At 38.9% G+C, this 14383-nt stretch carries 14 protein-coding genes and 1 riboswitch; of the genes, 5 read left to right on the top strand and 9 right to left on the bottom strand.

From position 1 onward, the window contains the following. The first annotated feature begins 331 nt into the window (after positions 1-331). The gene (locus FTU79_RS08055) at positions 332-772 is read left to right on the top strand and encodes a hypothetical protein (protein ID WP_180009496.1); all 441 of its coding nucleotides are present in this window, start codon (positions 332-334) and stop codon (positions 770-772) included. 84 nt (positions 773-856) lie between these two features. On the opposite strand, the gene FTU79_RS08060 is transcribed toward FTU79_RS08055, so the two are convergent. The 6 genes from FTU79_RS08060 to FTU79_RS08085 form a co-directional block, all read right to left on the bottom strand. Beyond that, positions 857-1441 (bottom strand): lytic transglycosylase domain-containing protein, encoded by a 585-nt coding sequence (locus tag FTU79_RS08060; protein WP_180005579.1) that lies wholly within the window; start codon positions 1439-1441, stop codon positions 857-859. 334 nt (positions 1442-1775) lie between these two features. Further along, positions 1776-2261 (bottom strand): GNAT family N-acetyltransferase, encoded by a 486-nt coding sequence (locus FTU79_RS08065; RefSeq protein ID WP_180009505.1) that lies wholly within the window; start codon positions 2259-2261, stop codon positions 1776-1778. Positions 2262-2349: 88 nt separating this feature from the next. Beyond that, entirely contained in the window at positions 2350-3549 is a 1200-nt protein-coding gene (locus tag FTU79_RS08070; protein WP_180009497.1) for an acyl-CoA dehydrogenase family protein, read from the bottom strand. Between the two features lie 29 nt (positions 3550-3578). Next, on the bottom strand, positions 3579-4865 hold the full coding sequence (locus FTU79_RS08075; protein ID WP_171263801.1) for an acyl-CoA dehydrogenase family protein: 1287 nt from the start codon (positions 4863-4865) through the stop codon (positions 3579-3581). A gap of 241 nt (positions 4866-5106) precedes the next feature. After that, positions 5107-6480: an AarF/ABC1/UbiB kinase family protein gene (locus tag FTU79_RS08080; protein WP_180005577.1), complete on the bottom strand. Its 1374-nt coding sequence runs from the start codon at positions 6478-6480 to the stop codon at positions 5107-5109. 158 nt (positions 6481-6638) lie between these two features. Then, positions 6639-6944: a hypothetical protein gene (locus FTU79_RS08085; protein ID WP_078191029.1), complete on the bottom strand. Its 306-nt coding sequence runs from the start codon at positions 6942-6944 to the stop codon at positions 6639-6641. Between the two features lie 309 nt (positions 6945-7253). On the opposite strand from FTU79_RS08085, the gene prmB reads away from it, so the two are divergent. The 3 genes from prmB to FTU79_RS08100 all read left to right on the top strand — a co-directional run bounded on the left by prmB (position 7254) and on the right by FTU79_RS08100 (position 10296). Continuing rightward, positions 7254-8264: a 50S ribosomal protein L3 N(5)-glutamine methyltransferase gene (prmB, locus tag FTU79_RS08090; RefSeq protein ID WP_180009498.1), complete on the top strand. Its 1011-nt coding sequence runs from the start codon at positions 7254-7256 to the stop codon at positions 8262-8264. A gap of 13 nt (positions 8265-8277) precedes the next feature. Next, positions 8278-9372 (top strand): chorismate synthase, encoded by a 1095-nt coding sequence (gene aroC / locus FTU79_RS08095; protein WP_180009499.1) that lies wholly within the window; start codon positions 8278-8280, stop codon positions 9370-9372. A gap of 408 nt (positions 9373-9780) precedes the next feature. Continuing rightward, a complete protein-coding gene (locus FTU79_RS08100; protein ID WP_180049594.1) occupies positions 9781-10296 on the top strand; it encodes a GNAT family N-acetyltransferase in 516 nt (171 codons plus the stop codon). Between the two features lie 102 nt (positions 10297-10398). Here the strand turns inward: FTU79_RS08100 and FTU79_RS16545 are convergent, their stop codons facing one another. After that, positions 10399-10662: a hypothetical protein gene (locus tag FTU79_RS16545; protein ID WP_252725827.1), complete on the bottom strand. Its 264-nt coding sequence runs from the start codon at positions 10660-10662 to the stop codon at positions 10399-10401. Positions 10663-11096: 434 nt separating this feature from the next. Then, positions 11097-11870, bottom strand: coding sequence for a hypothetical protein (locus FTU79_RS08110; RefSeq protein ID WP_180005657.1), 774 nt, complete (start codon positions 11868-11870; stop codon positions 11097-11099). 231 nt (positions 11871-12101) lie between these two features. Then, positions 12102-12192: riboswitch (glycine riboswitch) on the top strand. A gap of 133 nt (positions 12193-12325) precedes the next feature. On the opposite strand from FTU79_RS08110, the gene FTU79_RS08115 reads away from it, so the two are divergent. Beyond that, a complete protein-coding gene (locus tag FTU79_RS08115; protein WP_180049596.1) occupies positions 12326-13567 on the top strand; it encodes a D-amino acid dehydrogenase in 1242 nt (413 codons plus the stop codon). 93 nt (positions 13568-13660) lie between these two features. On the opposite strand, the gene FTU79_RS08120 is transcribed toward FTU79_RS08115, so the two are convergent. Beyond that, positions 13661-14311: a hypothetical protein gene (locus tag FTU79_RS08120; RefSeq protein WP_180003787.1), complete on the bottom strand. Its 651-nt coding sequence runs from the start codon at positions 14309-14311 to the stop codon at positions 13661-13663. Positions 14312-14383: the final 72 nt, after the last annotated feature.

Here is a 14383-nt window from a genome sequence, read left to right on the forward strand (position 1 = left end):
CCTTCCCGAACTCAGAAGTGAAACCTCTTAGCGCTGATGGTAGTGTGGGGTTACCCATGTGAGAGTAAGTCATCGCCAGCTCATTATTCGAAACACCCCCTGATATCTCAGGGGGTGTTTTTTTATGTGGGGAAAAAGGGAAGAAAAAAATAATAAGAAAAGCAGAAGAAAAAACAGGGAAATGATAGATATTTAAAAAGAATAAGGCCGATCAACAATAAACTCGTCTAGAACTCTTTTATATCATTTAAAATGTTTTGCTAATGAAAATGTGTAATAAATCAATATAATAAAATCGTTTGTCTCTTTAATAATATATAGGGTATTTAAGATGTTTTTAAAAAAATTATTAGCTACAGTTTTATTTGCATTTGTTTCTTTCAATACTACAGCCGGTGTGTATCAGGGTAAACTAAGTGAATGTTTGGTAAATAAAATTTCAGCAAAAGAGAGTCAGAACTTAACAGCTTGGATTTATTTGGCATTTTCAGCACATCCAGAAATTTCTAAATATAGTAAAGTAACGCCAGTTGAGATACAAAAAATTGATAAAAATATGGCTATTCTATTTCAAGATTTATTTACTAAACGTTGTAATGCTGAAATCAAAGCTGTTACAGAAAATGAAGGAACAAATGCTCTAGGTAAAGCATTTGAACTATTGGGAAATCGTGCAGCTGAAAATCTGATGAAAAATCCAATTGTTGAAAAACGTATTGCATCATTTGCGCAATATTTTGATGAAGATAAAATGCGTCAATCTATGAAATAATTGAAGAGATTAGACCTAACAAAATTTATCCTCTTAAGCTTAGTTAGGTCTATATGGTTAAATAAAAGATTAAATTTTTAGAAATTATAAGGAACTTTTTAAATTATTTTGATGTTCTTTAACTTGTTTTGCATAACGTTTGCCTTGTTTTTTCATTTTTCGATTGGTGTTATAAGCAGTAGGTCCGACATTATAGTAGGCTAAAGCTTTTGGAATACTACCTGCCGCATTTTTATATTTAGTTAAAATAAATGACCCACAATTAATATTGGTTAATTCGTCATATAAATCCCCAGGGCATGTTGCTTGCCAATAACGTGGCATCACCTGAGTTAAACCGACTGCACCTGCAGGAGAACTGACATAAGGGCGGAAAGTTGATTCTTGGCGAATAACGGCAGCCAGTAGTAAAGGATCTAAGTTGTATTGATCGGCAGTTTGCACAATGTAGGGTGACACTCGATTTGCAGTTTCAGGATTGACTGAATAGGCCTTTTGGATCCCTGATGAAAGTTTAACTGCACGTTTTTCTACAGAGCCACCACCTAGTGATGAACATCCAGAAATCAGGGTTACAGATATAATAACAGTTGAAAACTTTAAGCTGTGAGCGTTTAGGAGCGACGAAAGACGAGTTGAAAGGCGAGTTTTATTCAGTACATTCTGCATTTATATTCACTTTAAAATAATCATGGCTAAGTGTAATTTCTAAAGCGATATTATGAACTGGAGACTTAGAGGTCAATATTTTCTTAAGATGCTCTGTACAGTGAAATTGTAAGAATTGATGGAAATGTACTCAAATTACATGATTTTTTAAGTGAAGAGAGAAAAACAGATCGTGTTAATTGAGTCAGTATTTCTCTCTTTACATTCTTACTTAAGATTGTGGGGCATTCAAATCCCGAGAACTTTAGTTATAAAAAACTAGAATATCCACTCATTAAATATCCCTATTTGGAAAAGCTATAACTCTTTTCAGAGGTATTAGTGGAATCTGAGTTTAAAGCGTTTTAAGCATCCAAATTTCGCATGCTTGGCTATGACCTGTATTGCCCTTGGGAGCTTGTAAGTGTTGAAATCCTACTTTTTCATAAAGTTTCACTGCTTGCCCAAGTGTATGTGTAGTTTCTAAATAACACGCTTTAAAATTATGATCTTTGGCGAATTGAAAACAAAGTTCTAAAATATCTTTGGCTAAGCCATGACCACGTAATTCAGGCATAAAATACATTTTTTGGATTTCTAAAATGCTTGAGTCTCCAACTAAAGGAGAAAGGCCCCCACCACCTAAAATTGTACCGTGTTGATTTTCAATAACCCAATATTGTGCATTTGCTTGCGTATAGACGTGATATAAATCATCTAAAATTGGATCTGCAACGGCAAATCCTGATTCAGGTGCTAATCCAAATTCTTTGGAAACTGTGCGAATGACATTGGCAATGCTTACATTGTCTTCAAGTTGAAGTGGTCGGATCTGAAACATAATCATCGAAAAACAAAAAGATGGATTGTTTATAGACTGATCCTATAAAAAAATCCATCTCTAAGTTTAAAATTACTCAAGCAAAAAATTACTTTAATTCGCTTGAACTTTTACCCAGTTCACGACGTGCAACGATTAATTGTTGAATTTGCTGTGTGCCTTCAAATATATCGAGGATTTTTGAATCACGTGCCCATTTTTCTAATAATTCATCTTCGCTATAGCCGACAGCCGCTGCGAGTTCTACACACTTTAACGTGATTTCATTACCTACACGGCCTGCTTTTGCTTTAGCGATGGATGCTTCACGTGAGTTTGGTTTTTTGTTGTCGGCCATCCATGCGGCTTTGAGCATGAGGAGACGTGCTGCTTCCCAGTCTGCTTCCATTCGATATATTTGTGCAGCAATATTCGAGCTTTGTAAGATCGGTGTTGAATACTGCTCATCTAATTCATCTTTAAAGATTTCTTTAATTCGCTCTAAAGATGCCTTGGCACAGCCAATAGCCATCGCGGCAACGAGTGGGCGAGTATTATCAAAAGTTTCCATAACCCCAGCAAAACCCTTTGCTACATCAATTTCAGCATTGCCTAATAAGTTTGCAGCAGGGACACGACAATCTACAAAGCTAATGGCAGCCGTATCAGAAGCTTTAATACCCAATTTATGTTCTAGGCGTTCTACAGTCATGCCCAGCGTACCTTTTTCAACAACAAAGGATTTAATCGCTGCACGGCCTAATTTTTTATCTAGCGTTGCCCAAACCACCACGGAATCAGCACGCTCACCCGAGGTGACAAAGATTTTTTCCCCATTGAGAATGTATTCATCGCCATCTTTCGTCGCTGTTGTCCGAATAGCAGCAGAATCAGAGCCGCAATTGGGTTCTGTAATGGCCATAGCGGCCCAAGTTCCTTTTAAGCGTTCTAGTTGTTCATCATTGGCTACTGCTGCAATAGCCGAATTTCCAAGCCCTTGTCGAGGCATACTGAGCAACAGGCCTGTATCTCCATAGCACATCTCGATGATACTGAGGGCTGTCGACATATTGACACCGTTTTTATTACCAGTGTCTGTGTCACCACGTTTATTGACGGCAGCACCTGCATTCATGCCATCTCCGCCATCATTCATACCGTCGACGAGGGAAGATAACATGTCTAACTCTTTAGGATAGGCATGTTCGGCTTTGTCATATTTACGTGAAATAGGACGTAGAACATTTAATGCGACTTCATGGGCTTGGTCGATCAGCAATTTAAATTTTTTCGGATTTTGTAAGTTCATGGACATTTCCTTGTTTTTATTTTGCTGAATTAAGCATGCAAGCCAGATTGAAGAATCGCTGTGGCACGTAAGTCTCGATACCAACGTTCTACGGGATGTTCTTTGGTAAAGCCGTGACCACCTAATATTTGCACGCCATCGGTCCCAATTTTCATCGATTTTTCAGCACATAGCACGCGAGCTAAATAGGCTTCACGATGAAAAGGCTTGCCGGCTTCGGCTAGGCTTGCTGCATTGAGGATGAGCATATGCATGGCATCAATTTCGATTGCCATATCTGCAATCATAAATGCCACACTTTGACGGTGCGAAATTGGCTCTCCAAAAGCTGTACGTTCGTTTGCATATTGAATGCAATATTTTTTGACTGCAGTTGCGGTGCCAACAGCCATGGCACACCACATTAAGTTGCCAAGATCGATAAATGAGGTGTAATTGAAATCTTGATCTCCTAAGCGTTGGGCAGGGGTCTGATCAAATTTTAAAGTTACCGTTTCAGTGGCTTTCAAACCCATAGCAGGTGTTTTTTTTGCGCTAATGCTTTGGTCGCGTTGCACAATAAAAACTTCAGGCTGTCCATTGAGCATGGCACTCACTAACAGCACATCTGCCTGTTCGCCTAGAAGGACTAAGGTTTTCTCCCCACTGATTTTATACTGCTGGCCATCAGCAATCGCGTGAGTTTTAAGTTGATAGGGATTAAATGCCGCTGTTGCCTCTTGAACCGCAAAGCTTGCACGTAGGGCTGAATCATCTGCAAATGCCGCTAAGTAGGTTGCTTGAACAGATTCGGAACCCCATTGGGTAATGGCGTTGATACAGCTAAACGTCGACAGTAAACCTGCTGTTAAACTAAAGTCACCTTCAGCCAATTGTTCAGCAATTAAGATATTGCTAATGATATTTTTTTCTGCCGCGACGCCACCCAAATCTTCAGGTAAGGCATAATAATTTAGACCTAGATCTTGGATATGTTGCCATAACGCTTCAGGAAATCTTTCCTCTTGATCGGCTTGATGAGCAAGTGGATACAAGACTTCTGTGGCAAACTGCTGCATCGCATCAGCAGTCATTTGTTGTTCTTCAGTCAGGTTTAAATCAAATAATGATTTTTGTTGATTAGGCAAACGTTGCTTATGCACATCTTTGTTGGTCTGAAATACTTTTTGCGTCTGGCTCAGGGTTTTAAAACCAGCTTTTGAGCTTTGATACAAAGATTTTTCAACAAATTTGCGCAGTTTAAACTGATCGAGTACATCACTTCCGGCAATTTTCGTTAAAAGTGAGAGTCCAAATCCTTGTGCCTTGTTTACCATATTGGTCATTGTTGTTTTCCATTTGCGCTGTTCTTATTTAATGCTGACATGCCAAAGATAGAAAAACCATGTCATAAATGACATGCATGATTGTCAAAGATAAACGGCGAGATTAGGTGGGATTTGATAGCTAAATGATTAATTAAGAATAGAAAAGTAAAAAGGCTTAAAAGTGTTGTTATTTTAAAATTGACTTGGCTGACATTTGAGTCAGCCAAGTTTTAAGGTCTGTATTGAATGATTATTGATATTTTTGAATCATACGACGAACATTGGTTTTTGCTTCAATGACGGTCATAAAGGTATATGCACCGATAAATTTACGGCTAATAAACATAAACTCTTTAGGTGGAACTGAGAAATAGCGAGATGCCATCGATTTTGACGCTTGTTGCATCACACGGCTATGTAATTGGCTTTTTTTCCAGTCATAGCGTTGTTGTTCGTCCATAACACCAGCAGGGATGTTTGGGTTATTTTCAGTGCTACTAAATGCCTCTGTCGCTAACAAAAAGACTTTAGCCATATCAGGTTTAATACTTTGTGGAATACCATCAAAGAACTCATAACCTGTCATCGCTTTGACCATTTGCTCAGAGCTGTGATGGTAACCCGCGGTAATCAAATTACGCGCAACGCCTAATAGATGCTCATCGAACTGACGGATCGCACCAAAGTCGAGGAGAACAATTTTATCTGGCACATCCGCACCATTGCCTAAACGGACCAAATAGTTTCCGAAGTTAGGGTCGGTTTGCATTTCACCCCATTCAAAAATTTCGCGTACGGCAATTTCAAGTGATGCTTCACCTAAGGCATTACGGCGCTCTTGAGGAAGTGATAGCATTACAGGGCTATTAATCGGCACACCACGTTCAAAGGTCATACACAGCACTTGAGGTGTTGAATAACCTTCAATGATTTGCGGGACGATATATCGTGGATCTTCTTTTAAGCGTGCAGCAAAACGGCGTGTGGTATCTGCTTCGATTTTATAATTTACTTCACGATGCATCATTTCACGAACTTCATCAAACCACTGATCAAATTCACGCGTTTGGGGCACCATTCGTGTCAGTTTGAGCATGTTTTTGAATAGATTCATATCTGAATCGATAGCATCAGCCACACCCGGATACTGGATTTTTAATACCAGTTCTAAACCATCAGATTTACGTTTTGCACGATGAACTTGTGCCAAAGATGCTGTACCAAGCGGCTCATGATCAATCACGAGATCATCAAGTTTTGAGCCAAGTTGATTTTGTAATTGTACTTTGATGGCTGGCCATGCCAATGCGACTGTTTGATTGTTAAGGGTATTGAGGGCTTGGGTGATTTCTTCAGGTAGAAAATGTTCACCATACAACGCCATCATTTGCCCAATTTTTACAATTGAACCTTTTAATTTACCAATTTCTGCGACGAGATATTCAGCCTGATCTTTCATGGCTTTTTTACGCTTTTTCTCTTTTTCTTCTTCACTCGAAAAAATAGAAGTGGCGTTTGATGCTGCCCAACGAGTTCCCGCAAGTAGCGATGCCTTTGCGATAGATAAGCGTCGATCCATAGAAGACGTTTTCAAGTGTTTGAGCTTATCGTTCTGATCTGACATGTAAATTAAATCCTTTAATCAGCAATTCGCAGAAAAATACATTGTAGCTAATTTTAACGTTTCTTAACGTATTAAAATAGTTCAACTTACTGAATATGCAGTAAGCATTTGCAAACTTAAGCAAGATGCCACGTAGACAGGCACATTGGAAAAGAAAACTATAAACGATATTTGATTTTTACCGTATCGTTTTGCATCAATGCGGCTTTATGTTCTTCAATATGTTGATGAATAAGATGTTGGACAGATTCGTCTTTAAATCCGGCAGCATAACCTTTGACAATAATAATGCTCGGTAAGCTAAAAAATAGGGTACGTGCGTTTTCTAGACTCGCATCAGGGAAAACTTGATGTTCGATCAGCAGTTGCTGAAAAAATGCCTTTTCAGTTTGCACGTTTAAAGACTGAGTGTCTTCCCAATAGCTTTGACGCATAGCCATGAGGTTATTGTGCTTATAGCTCATTGGAGCTCCGCATTTAAAATTTAACTGTTTGTATGGGGATGATTTTAAGAAAATAAAGCTTAGGATCAAGTACAAATTGCTAAACAATTGAGCTTGAATTGGTTTTTATTCGTAATTTTCATCTAATTAGATTTTATAGAATGCTGAAAGGCATAAAGTACACATTTCATTTCAGCGAATGTATCAGACCTCATATATACGGTTATGAAATGCTTTCAAGCGGTGAATAATGCCGTATTTTTATTATAAATAGCATTAAAACAAGGTATCATAGGGCGTTTAAAAAATTATGAACTGGAGACGCCTTAAGTGGATCGACCGACTATTAGCCCTGAACATTTACAGGAAGCAGCTGAAAACCTATCTACAATTCGTGATTATATCCGCTTTGGGGTAACAGCTTTACGTCAATATGATGCCCACTTAGGACAAGGTACAGAAGACTATTTTGCTGAAAGCTCAGCATTGGTTTTACAAACGTTATCTCTAGATTGGAATGCAGATGCGGAAATCTTAGATGCGAAATTATTGCCAAGTGAAGTTGCAGAATTTTTAGCATTGTTAGAACGTCGTATTAATGAAAAAGTTCCGACGTCTTATTTACTAAACTTGTCATATTTCTTTGGTAAGCCATTTTATGTCGATGAACGTGTACTGATTCCACGTTCTCCAATTGCAGAGTTAATTGAAAACCGTTTTGCGCCATATTGCTTAGGTGAAAATGGCGAAATGGGTGCTGCGGTTAATAATCTACCTGAAAATGCCAGTCCAAAAACTCCTCAGCGCATTTTAGATATGTGTACGGGTTCAGGTTGTATCGCGATTGCTTTAGCTTATGCATTCCCAGATGCTGAAGTTGATGCAACAGATTTATCTAAAGATGCACTTGAAGTGGCGCAAATTAACTGTGAACACCACAATAAACAATATCAAGTGGCTTTACTTGAGTCTGATTTATTCGCCAAAATTCCAGCAGAAAATCAATATGATTTAATCGTGTCGAATCCACCGTATGTGGATGCTGAAGACATGGCAGATTTACCAGAAGAATTCCACCATGAACCTGAAATGGCGCTTGCTGCGGGTCAAGATGGTTTGGATCTTGTACGTAAAATGTTGGCACAAGCTGCAGATTACCTGACTGAAGATGGCTTAATTGTGATCGAAGTGGGTAACTCAGAATGGGCAATGCGTCAAAACTTCAATACCGTTGATTTTTATTGGTTACAGTTCCAAAAAGGCGGTACAGGTATCTTTGCATTGACTGCTGCTCAATGCCGCGAATACCGAGATTTATTCATTCAATCTGTTCAAGCATAAGGAGTCGTTTGACATGGCAGGTAATAGTATAGGGCAACTCTTCCGTGTAACGACTTGTGGTGAATCTCATGGCGTTGGTCTGATGGCCATTGTAGATGGGGTTCCACCGGGTATTGAACTGACTGAAGCCGATTTGCAAAAGGATTTGGATCGTCGTAAGCCGGGCACATCTAAGTTTGCGACTCAGCGTAAAGAACCCGATGAAGTTGAAATTATTTCAGGCGTATTTGAAGGCAAAACAACCGGTACATCGATTGGTCTATTGATCCGTAACACAGATCAAAAATCAAAAGATTATGGCAACATTGCGCAAACCTTCCGTCCGGGTCATGCAGACTATACGTATACACATAAGTATGGTTTCCGTGATTATCGTGGTGGTGGCCGTTCGAGTGCTCGTGAAACTGCGATGCGTGTTGCTGCAGGTGCGATTGCTAAAAAATACTTGTTTGAAAAATTCGGCATCGAAATTCGTGGTCATGTAACGCAAATTGGTACCGAAAAAGCACAGAAATTGGACTGGAATGAAGTTCCGAATAACCCATTTTTCTGTGGTGATGCAGATGCCGTCCCACGTTTTGAAGCTCTAGTAACGTCACTTCGTGAACAAGGAACGAGCTGTGGCGCTAAACTGGAAATTATTGCGACACAAGTGCCAGTTGGCTGGGGCGAGCCTGTATTTGATCGTTTAGATGCAGATATTGCACATGCTATGATGTCCATCAACGCTGTAAAAGGTGTTGAAATTGGTGATGGCTTTGGTGTTGCCGAGCAGTTTGGTCATGAAACCCGTGATGAGTTAACTACGGATGGTTTCTTGGCAAACCATGCTGGCGGCATTTTGGGTGGTATTTCGAGTGGTCAGGACATTCGTGTTGCGATCGCCTTGAAACCAACAGCTTCCATTACTACGCCGGGTAAAACCATTACGATTAATCGTGAAGATACAGATGTGTTGACCAAAGGTCGCCATGATCCTTGTGTCGGTGTTCGTGCGACACCAATTGCAGAGGCGATGTTGGCAATTGTGCTTATGGATCACTTCATGCGTAACCGCGCACAAAATGCGGATGTAGTCGCACCATTTGCCCCAATTGAACCCAAGTGAGGAAACAAAGCGCTGCTTTGTTCCGAACGCGGTTGGTGAGTAGCGTTAGCGAGTCACAGTAGATAAATAACAAAGCGTTGCTTTGTTCCGAACGCGGTTAGTGAATAGCGTTAGCGAGTCACAGTGGATAAATAACAAAGCGTTGCTTTGTTCCGAACGCGGTTAGTGAATAGCTTTAGCAAGTCACAGTGTATAAATAACAAAGCGTTGCTTTGTTCCGAACGCGGTTGGTGAGTAGCGTTAGCGAGTCACAGTGGATAAATAACAAAGCGCTGCTTTGTTCCGAACGCGGTTGGTGAATAGCTTTAGCAAGTCACACTGATGAGAAAATTGCATAAAAAAACCAGACAATTGTCTGGTTTTTTTATTTCGGTAAACTAGGCCTATGAAAATAAATAGCAAAAAAATATGAATATACGAAATGCTTTACTTGGTGATATTCAGCAGCTTGAAAGCTTAATGAATACAGCCTATCGGGAAAATCATCCCAAGAGTTGGACGACAGAACATCATATTGTTCGAGGAAATCGAATAAATGTGTCTCAACTCAGTCAACTCTTACAAAAAAGGGATTTTCATTTATATGTGATTGAGTCGGTACATGCGCAGATCATGGGGTGTATTGGTATTCAAATGCAGGGGAAGAGCTGTGAAATTGGTCATTTTGCAATTCATCCAAATGAGCAAGCTCAGGGCTTAGGAAAAAAATTATTGCAATTTGCAGAACAACAAGCGATGTTGATGGAACCCAATGTTGAAGAATTTGTCATGTATGTGATTGATCGGCGTTTAGAATTAATAAAATATTATCAACGACGTGGCTATAACATAACAGATGAAAATCAAGCCTATCCTCTTCATCTAGAGGTGGGTCAACCGATATGTGAACTGACAATTAAACAATTAATTAAACGAATAAAATAAAGATCATGTGATGCATTTGATCAATTTATAAAGCGAGATGAATAAAAAATCCCCAAAAAACATACACTAACTTTTGGGATTTTGATTTTAGACTATTTGGGCTTAAGAGTAAGCACGTAAAAATAGTCGGTAGGCATCTGATGATTTTTGGTTTTTTAGCATATAGTGTGCGATTTCACCTTGGTTGGTATTCATAATCACCGCAATATCTTTTGCGTCACAAAATTGTTTAAGCACAGTATCTGGGATCATCACGGTATTAGAAGAATCAATCACATTTGAATTATCTAAGCGACGATAATTTGTTTGACCTATTGCAGGATAAGACAATACTTTGCCGTCGATCACAAAAGATATTTCATTCATATCAAGCTGCTGTTGATCATAAGAATGCAGTGAAAGTGCATACTCACCTTTATTCTTTTGCTAATCAATTGCAAGTTCAGGACATTTTTGTCCAGTACAGTAATTGACCTCGAGTAATGGTTCGTTGGATTACGTTACTGTTTTCAACGGTATTCACACCTTTTAGCTTCAAGGTTCTTGTTTCAGGTTTATTTTTAGGTACGGTAATACAACCTGTGAGTAGTAGGAGTGTAAATCCTAGAACTAAATAATTTTTCATGTGTTTTTCCATGTTAGCGTTATTTTTATAAGCAATATTTATTTTGGCGCATATTCACACAGAAAAAACAAAAAAGTAAAATACATCACACTTTTCTAGTTTTGTTTGAGCACTGCTTTGATATAAGTGGTCGATATTCAAATAAAAAATATTATTAAGTGATGTAAATCTTATTTCATTGAAATTTAGATAACTTAAGTAAGATCTGTGATTTTGCGCTATCAATCTGCTCGGGATTGGTTTGTCGAGACAATTGGTCACGTGGTTTTTCGCCTAAAAAATATTTGATCCGTTCAGCATTCGCACCCGATGGATGGGGAAGTCCTGCTAAAATCTGCTGATCTTTTAAATAGCCTAAGCTGCTTACATAATTTAAAACCTCATCTACACCTTTGCCTAGCGGAATATAAATTGCGTTCGGAAGCTGTTGAATCATAGGAATAAAATAATCATCAATATGTTGTTTTAATAATTCATTTTTCAACATTGCGGGCGTTGAGCCTGCATAATTTTTTCCATTGACCAAAATACATTGCTGTAAAACCGAACACATTTGCACCATATCTTGATGATTGCTAAATAGCTCTGCAGTGGTCTGTATGCCTAATTGATTCTGTAATCCAATATGATCTAGCAGTTGAGTTAAATTTTTACGAATAGGACCACTAAAAGCACCACTATTCTTGGCAAGTTTAAGTATGTTTTCCTCAGATAATTGCTGCTCTACGCCGTCCTTCGCTGCAATTAATGCATTACGCCATTGTTGTTGGCCTGGGCAGATGCCGACGATGACCACTTTTGCATCATGATTTATGGCCTCGAATGGTGCATAAAAGCTTTGAATAGTTCCCAGAGTTTTAAGACGGAGTAAATCACTTTGAGTTAATTCTTCAATAGAATGTGTTTTGATCACAGATGCAAAGCAAGAGAAAAGGGTAGAATCCGACATAAAACTTCAATCTTTCTAGATATAAATTTCATTCAGTATTTTAAACCTTTATTTTAAAGATGAAGTATTTAGGTATAAAAAAATTGATTTTAAATTTATAACCTAACAACTTAAATCGATATAAAAATATTATTTAACAATATTGACCCAAATAGGACTTGAGATTTGGTACAAATATTGCTCATATCTAACTAAGGCAATACCAAGATGAATGCCGAATAAAAAAACGAATGGATGATTGCAGGAGAGAAGCACAGATCGTGCTCGCCGAAGGAGCAAGTTCCCCCAGGAAACTCTCAGGCAAAAGGACTGTAATCATATAAAAATCTGGAGAGAAGTAGGCTAGACCTACTCACCGAAGGGGAAGGTTCACATTGCTTCGCAAGGAACCAAAGCTCTCAGGTAACAATGACAGATGGGGCGAACATAGGAAATATAATTTCCAAGGAGCCTATATGTGTCATATTGTTGTGATTGGTGCAGGTATTACTGGGGTAACGACAGCTTACGAACTCGGATTACTCGGTTATCGTGTCACTGTGGTCGATAAACATCTTTATCCTGCGATGGAAACGTCGTTTGCCAATGGTGGACAATTATCAGCGTGTAATGCTGAAGTCTGGAACCAAAAAGCAACGGTAGTGAAAGGCATCAAATGGATGTCACAAAAAACCGCGCCATTATTATTAAATCCAAGTTTTAATCTACACAAATATTCATGGCTCTTTGAGTTTATGGGGCATATTAAAGATTACCGTGAAAATACTCACGAGACCGTCCGTCTTGCATTGATGGCACGTCAGCGTTTATTTGAAATTGCTGAGCATGAAAACTTGCAGTTTGATTTAGAAAAACGCGGCATTTTACATTTCTTTCATAATCAACATGATTATGAGGTGGCGACTCAAGTTAATAATATGCTCTGTGAGGGTGGCTTAGAGCGTCATCCTGTGACATTAGCTGAAATCCGTGACATTGAGCCTAGTCTGACAGGTGAATACTATGGTGGATTTTATTGCCCAGGGGACGCCACGGGCGACATCCATAAATTTACGACGCAGCTTGCCAAAGCAACAGAACGCTTTGATGTGAAATATATGTGGGGCTTTGAGGTGACTGACTTTGAACATCATGCAAAAGGTGTCAATGTTCAGTTAAAAGCCAGTGATGAAAATATGGAACATCCTGATGCAAATACCTTACTTGAGGCAGATGCTGTGGTGGTCTGTGGTGGTGTAGGCAGTTATGAACTTGCGCATAAACTCGGTGACCGTGTAAATGTCTATCCAGTCAAAGGATATTCAATCACCATAAACTTAAATGATGAACAAAGTCAGACCAATGCGCCTTGGGTGAGTCTGTTGGATGAAAGTGCCAAAATTGTGACTTCACGCTTAGGGGTAAATCGACTACGTGTTGCAGGCACGGCAGAGTTTAATGGCTATAACCGAGACATTCGTGCAGATCGCATTCAGCCCTTAATTGATTGGTCGAATCGTAACTTTAATCTATCAACAGAACATGTGGTGCCATGGGCGGGTTTACGACCAATGATGCCCAATATGATGCCTGTAGTGCATGCAGGTAAGCGTGATCATATATTCTATAATACAGGGCATGGTCACCTTGGATGGACTTTATCTGCGGCAACAGCTGCAATGATTAGCCAGCAAGTGCAGCAAACACATCCGATTTAACTGACATATTGTAGACATCAAAAAATTGTAGATATCAAAAAAGCCTCAATGTTGAGGCTTTTTTGTATGTTTCTAAGTCATTTGAAATTGATCTTAATCATATAAGCGATAAATCCCTGCAAAACGTTCACAGCCTTTTTGTTCAGTTTTTACTGAGAGTAAGGCTTTACTGTAATTGAACTGATATTTGCAGTCGTGTTCATTATCTGTGATTTGATTTTTTTGTTCGGGTGTTGTGTAAGCTAAAAATGGAATGGTTTGTGTTTCAACTCGATTGTTCGGATTACGATAGGCAATGCCTTCGATTTTGATGCTGTCTTTGCCCAGTTGATGCACTTTTAAATGTACAGGTGATGTCGCAAAATGGCCATTTTCAAATTTAAGATAATGCTGCGTTAAACTTTGGTTCATTGAGGTATAAATATTCAAATCTTCATAGCGAAGCTCGAATTGTTGTTTAAAACACTCCAAGTTTTTGCATTGCTGAACTCGGCTGTACCATAATTTTTGCGTATCTATCAGCAAGCGTATTGGGGCATCGGTAATCAACTGCGCTGTTAAAAAAAGCCCATCTAGCTTTTCACGTTGTTCTTCAAAACCGTTAGAACAGTAATTTTTTTTTGCATGAGTATTGGCATGATCACAGTCTATCTTTTCTGCATGCGTAAACGTCGCTAGGCCAGAACCTATGAGCAGAACCAGTCCGAATTTTTTGATGATATTTATTTCAGTTTTCAACAGCATGATCGCTTATACTTTCACTATGTTGCGCTTGCCCACACTATAGCGAAATAGAAAGCGTGAATACAAGATTTC

The organism is Acinetobacter sp. YH12144 (assembly GCF_013418345.1).
GTDB lineage: Bacteria > Pseudomonadota > Gammaproteobacteria > Pseudomonadales > Moraxellaceae > Acinetobacter > Acinetobacter amyesii.

Bases quoted from the DNA above. Each gene is read 5' to 3' on its own strand.
- FTU79_RS08055 (WP_180009496.1), top strand. From the start codon at position 332: ATGTTTTTAAAAAAATTATTAGCTACAGTTTTATTTGCATTTGTTTCT.
- FTU79_RS08060 (WP_180005579.1), bottom strand. From the start codon at position 1,441: ATGCAGAATGTACTGAATAAAACTCGCCTTTCAACTCGTCTTTCGTCG.
- FTU79_RS08065 (WP_180009505.1), bottom strand. From the start codon at position 2,261: ATGTTTCAGATCCGACCACTTCAACTTGAAGACAATGTAAGCATTGCC.
- FTU79_RS08070 (WP_180009497.1), bottom strand. From the start codon at position 3,549: ATGAACTTACAAAATCCGAAAAAATTTAAATTGCTGATCGACCAAGCC.
- FTU79_RS08075 (WP_171263801.1), bottom strand. From the start codon at position 4,865: ATGGTAAACAAGGCACAAGGATTTGGACTCTCACTTTTAACGAAAATT.
- FTU79_RS08080 (WP_180005577.1), bottom strand. From the start codon at position 6,480: ATGTCAGATCAGAACGATAAGCTCAAACACTTGAAAACGTCTTCTATG.
- FTU79_RS08085 (WP_078191029.1), bottom strand. From the start codon at position 6,944: ATGAGCTATAAGCACAATAACCTCATGGCTATGCGTCAAAGCTATTGG.
- aroC (WP_180009499.1), top strand. From the start codon at position 8,278: ATGGCAGGTAATAGTATAGGGCAACTCTTCCGTGTAACGACTTGTGGT.
- FTU79_RS08100 (WP_180049594.1), top strand. From the start codon at position 9,781: ATGAATATACGAAATGCTTTACTTGGTGATATTCAGCAGCTTGAAAGC.
- FTU79_RS16545 (WP_252725827.1), bottom strand. From the start codon at position 10,662: ATGAATGAAATATCTTTTGTGATCGACGGCAAAGTATTGTCTTATCCT.
- FTU79_RS08110 (WP_180005657.1), bottom strand. From the start codon at position 11,870: ATGTCGGATTCTACCCTTTTCTCTTGCTTTGCATCTGTGATCAAAACA.
- FTU79_RS08115 (WP_180049596.1), top strand. From the start codon at position 12,326: ATGTGTCATATTGTTGTGATTGGTGCAGGTATTACTGGGGTAACGACA.
- FTU79_RS08120 (WP_180003787.1), bottom strand. From the start codon at position 14,311: ATGCTGTTGAAAACTGAAATAAATATCATCAAAAAATTCGGACTGGTT.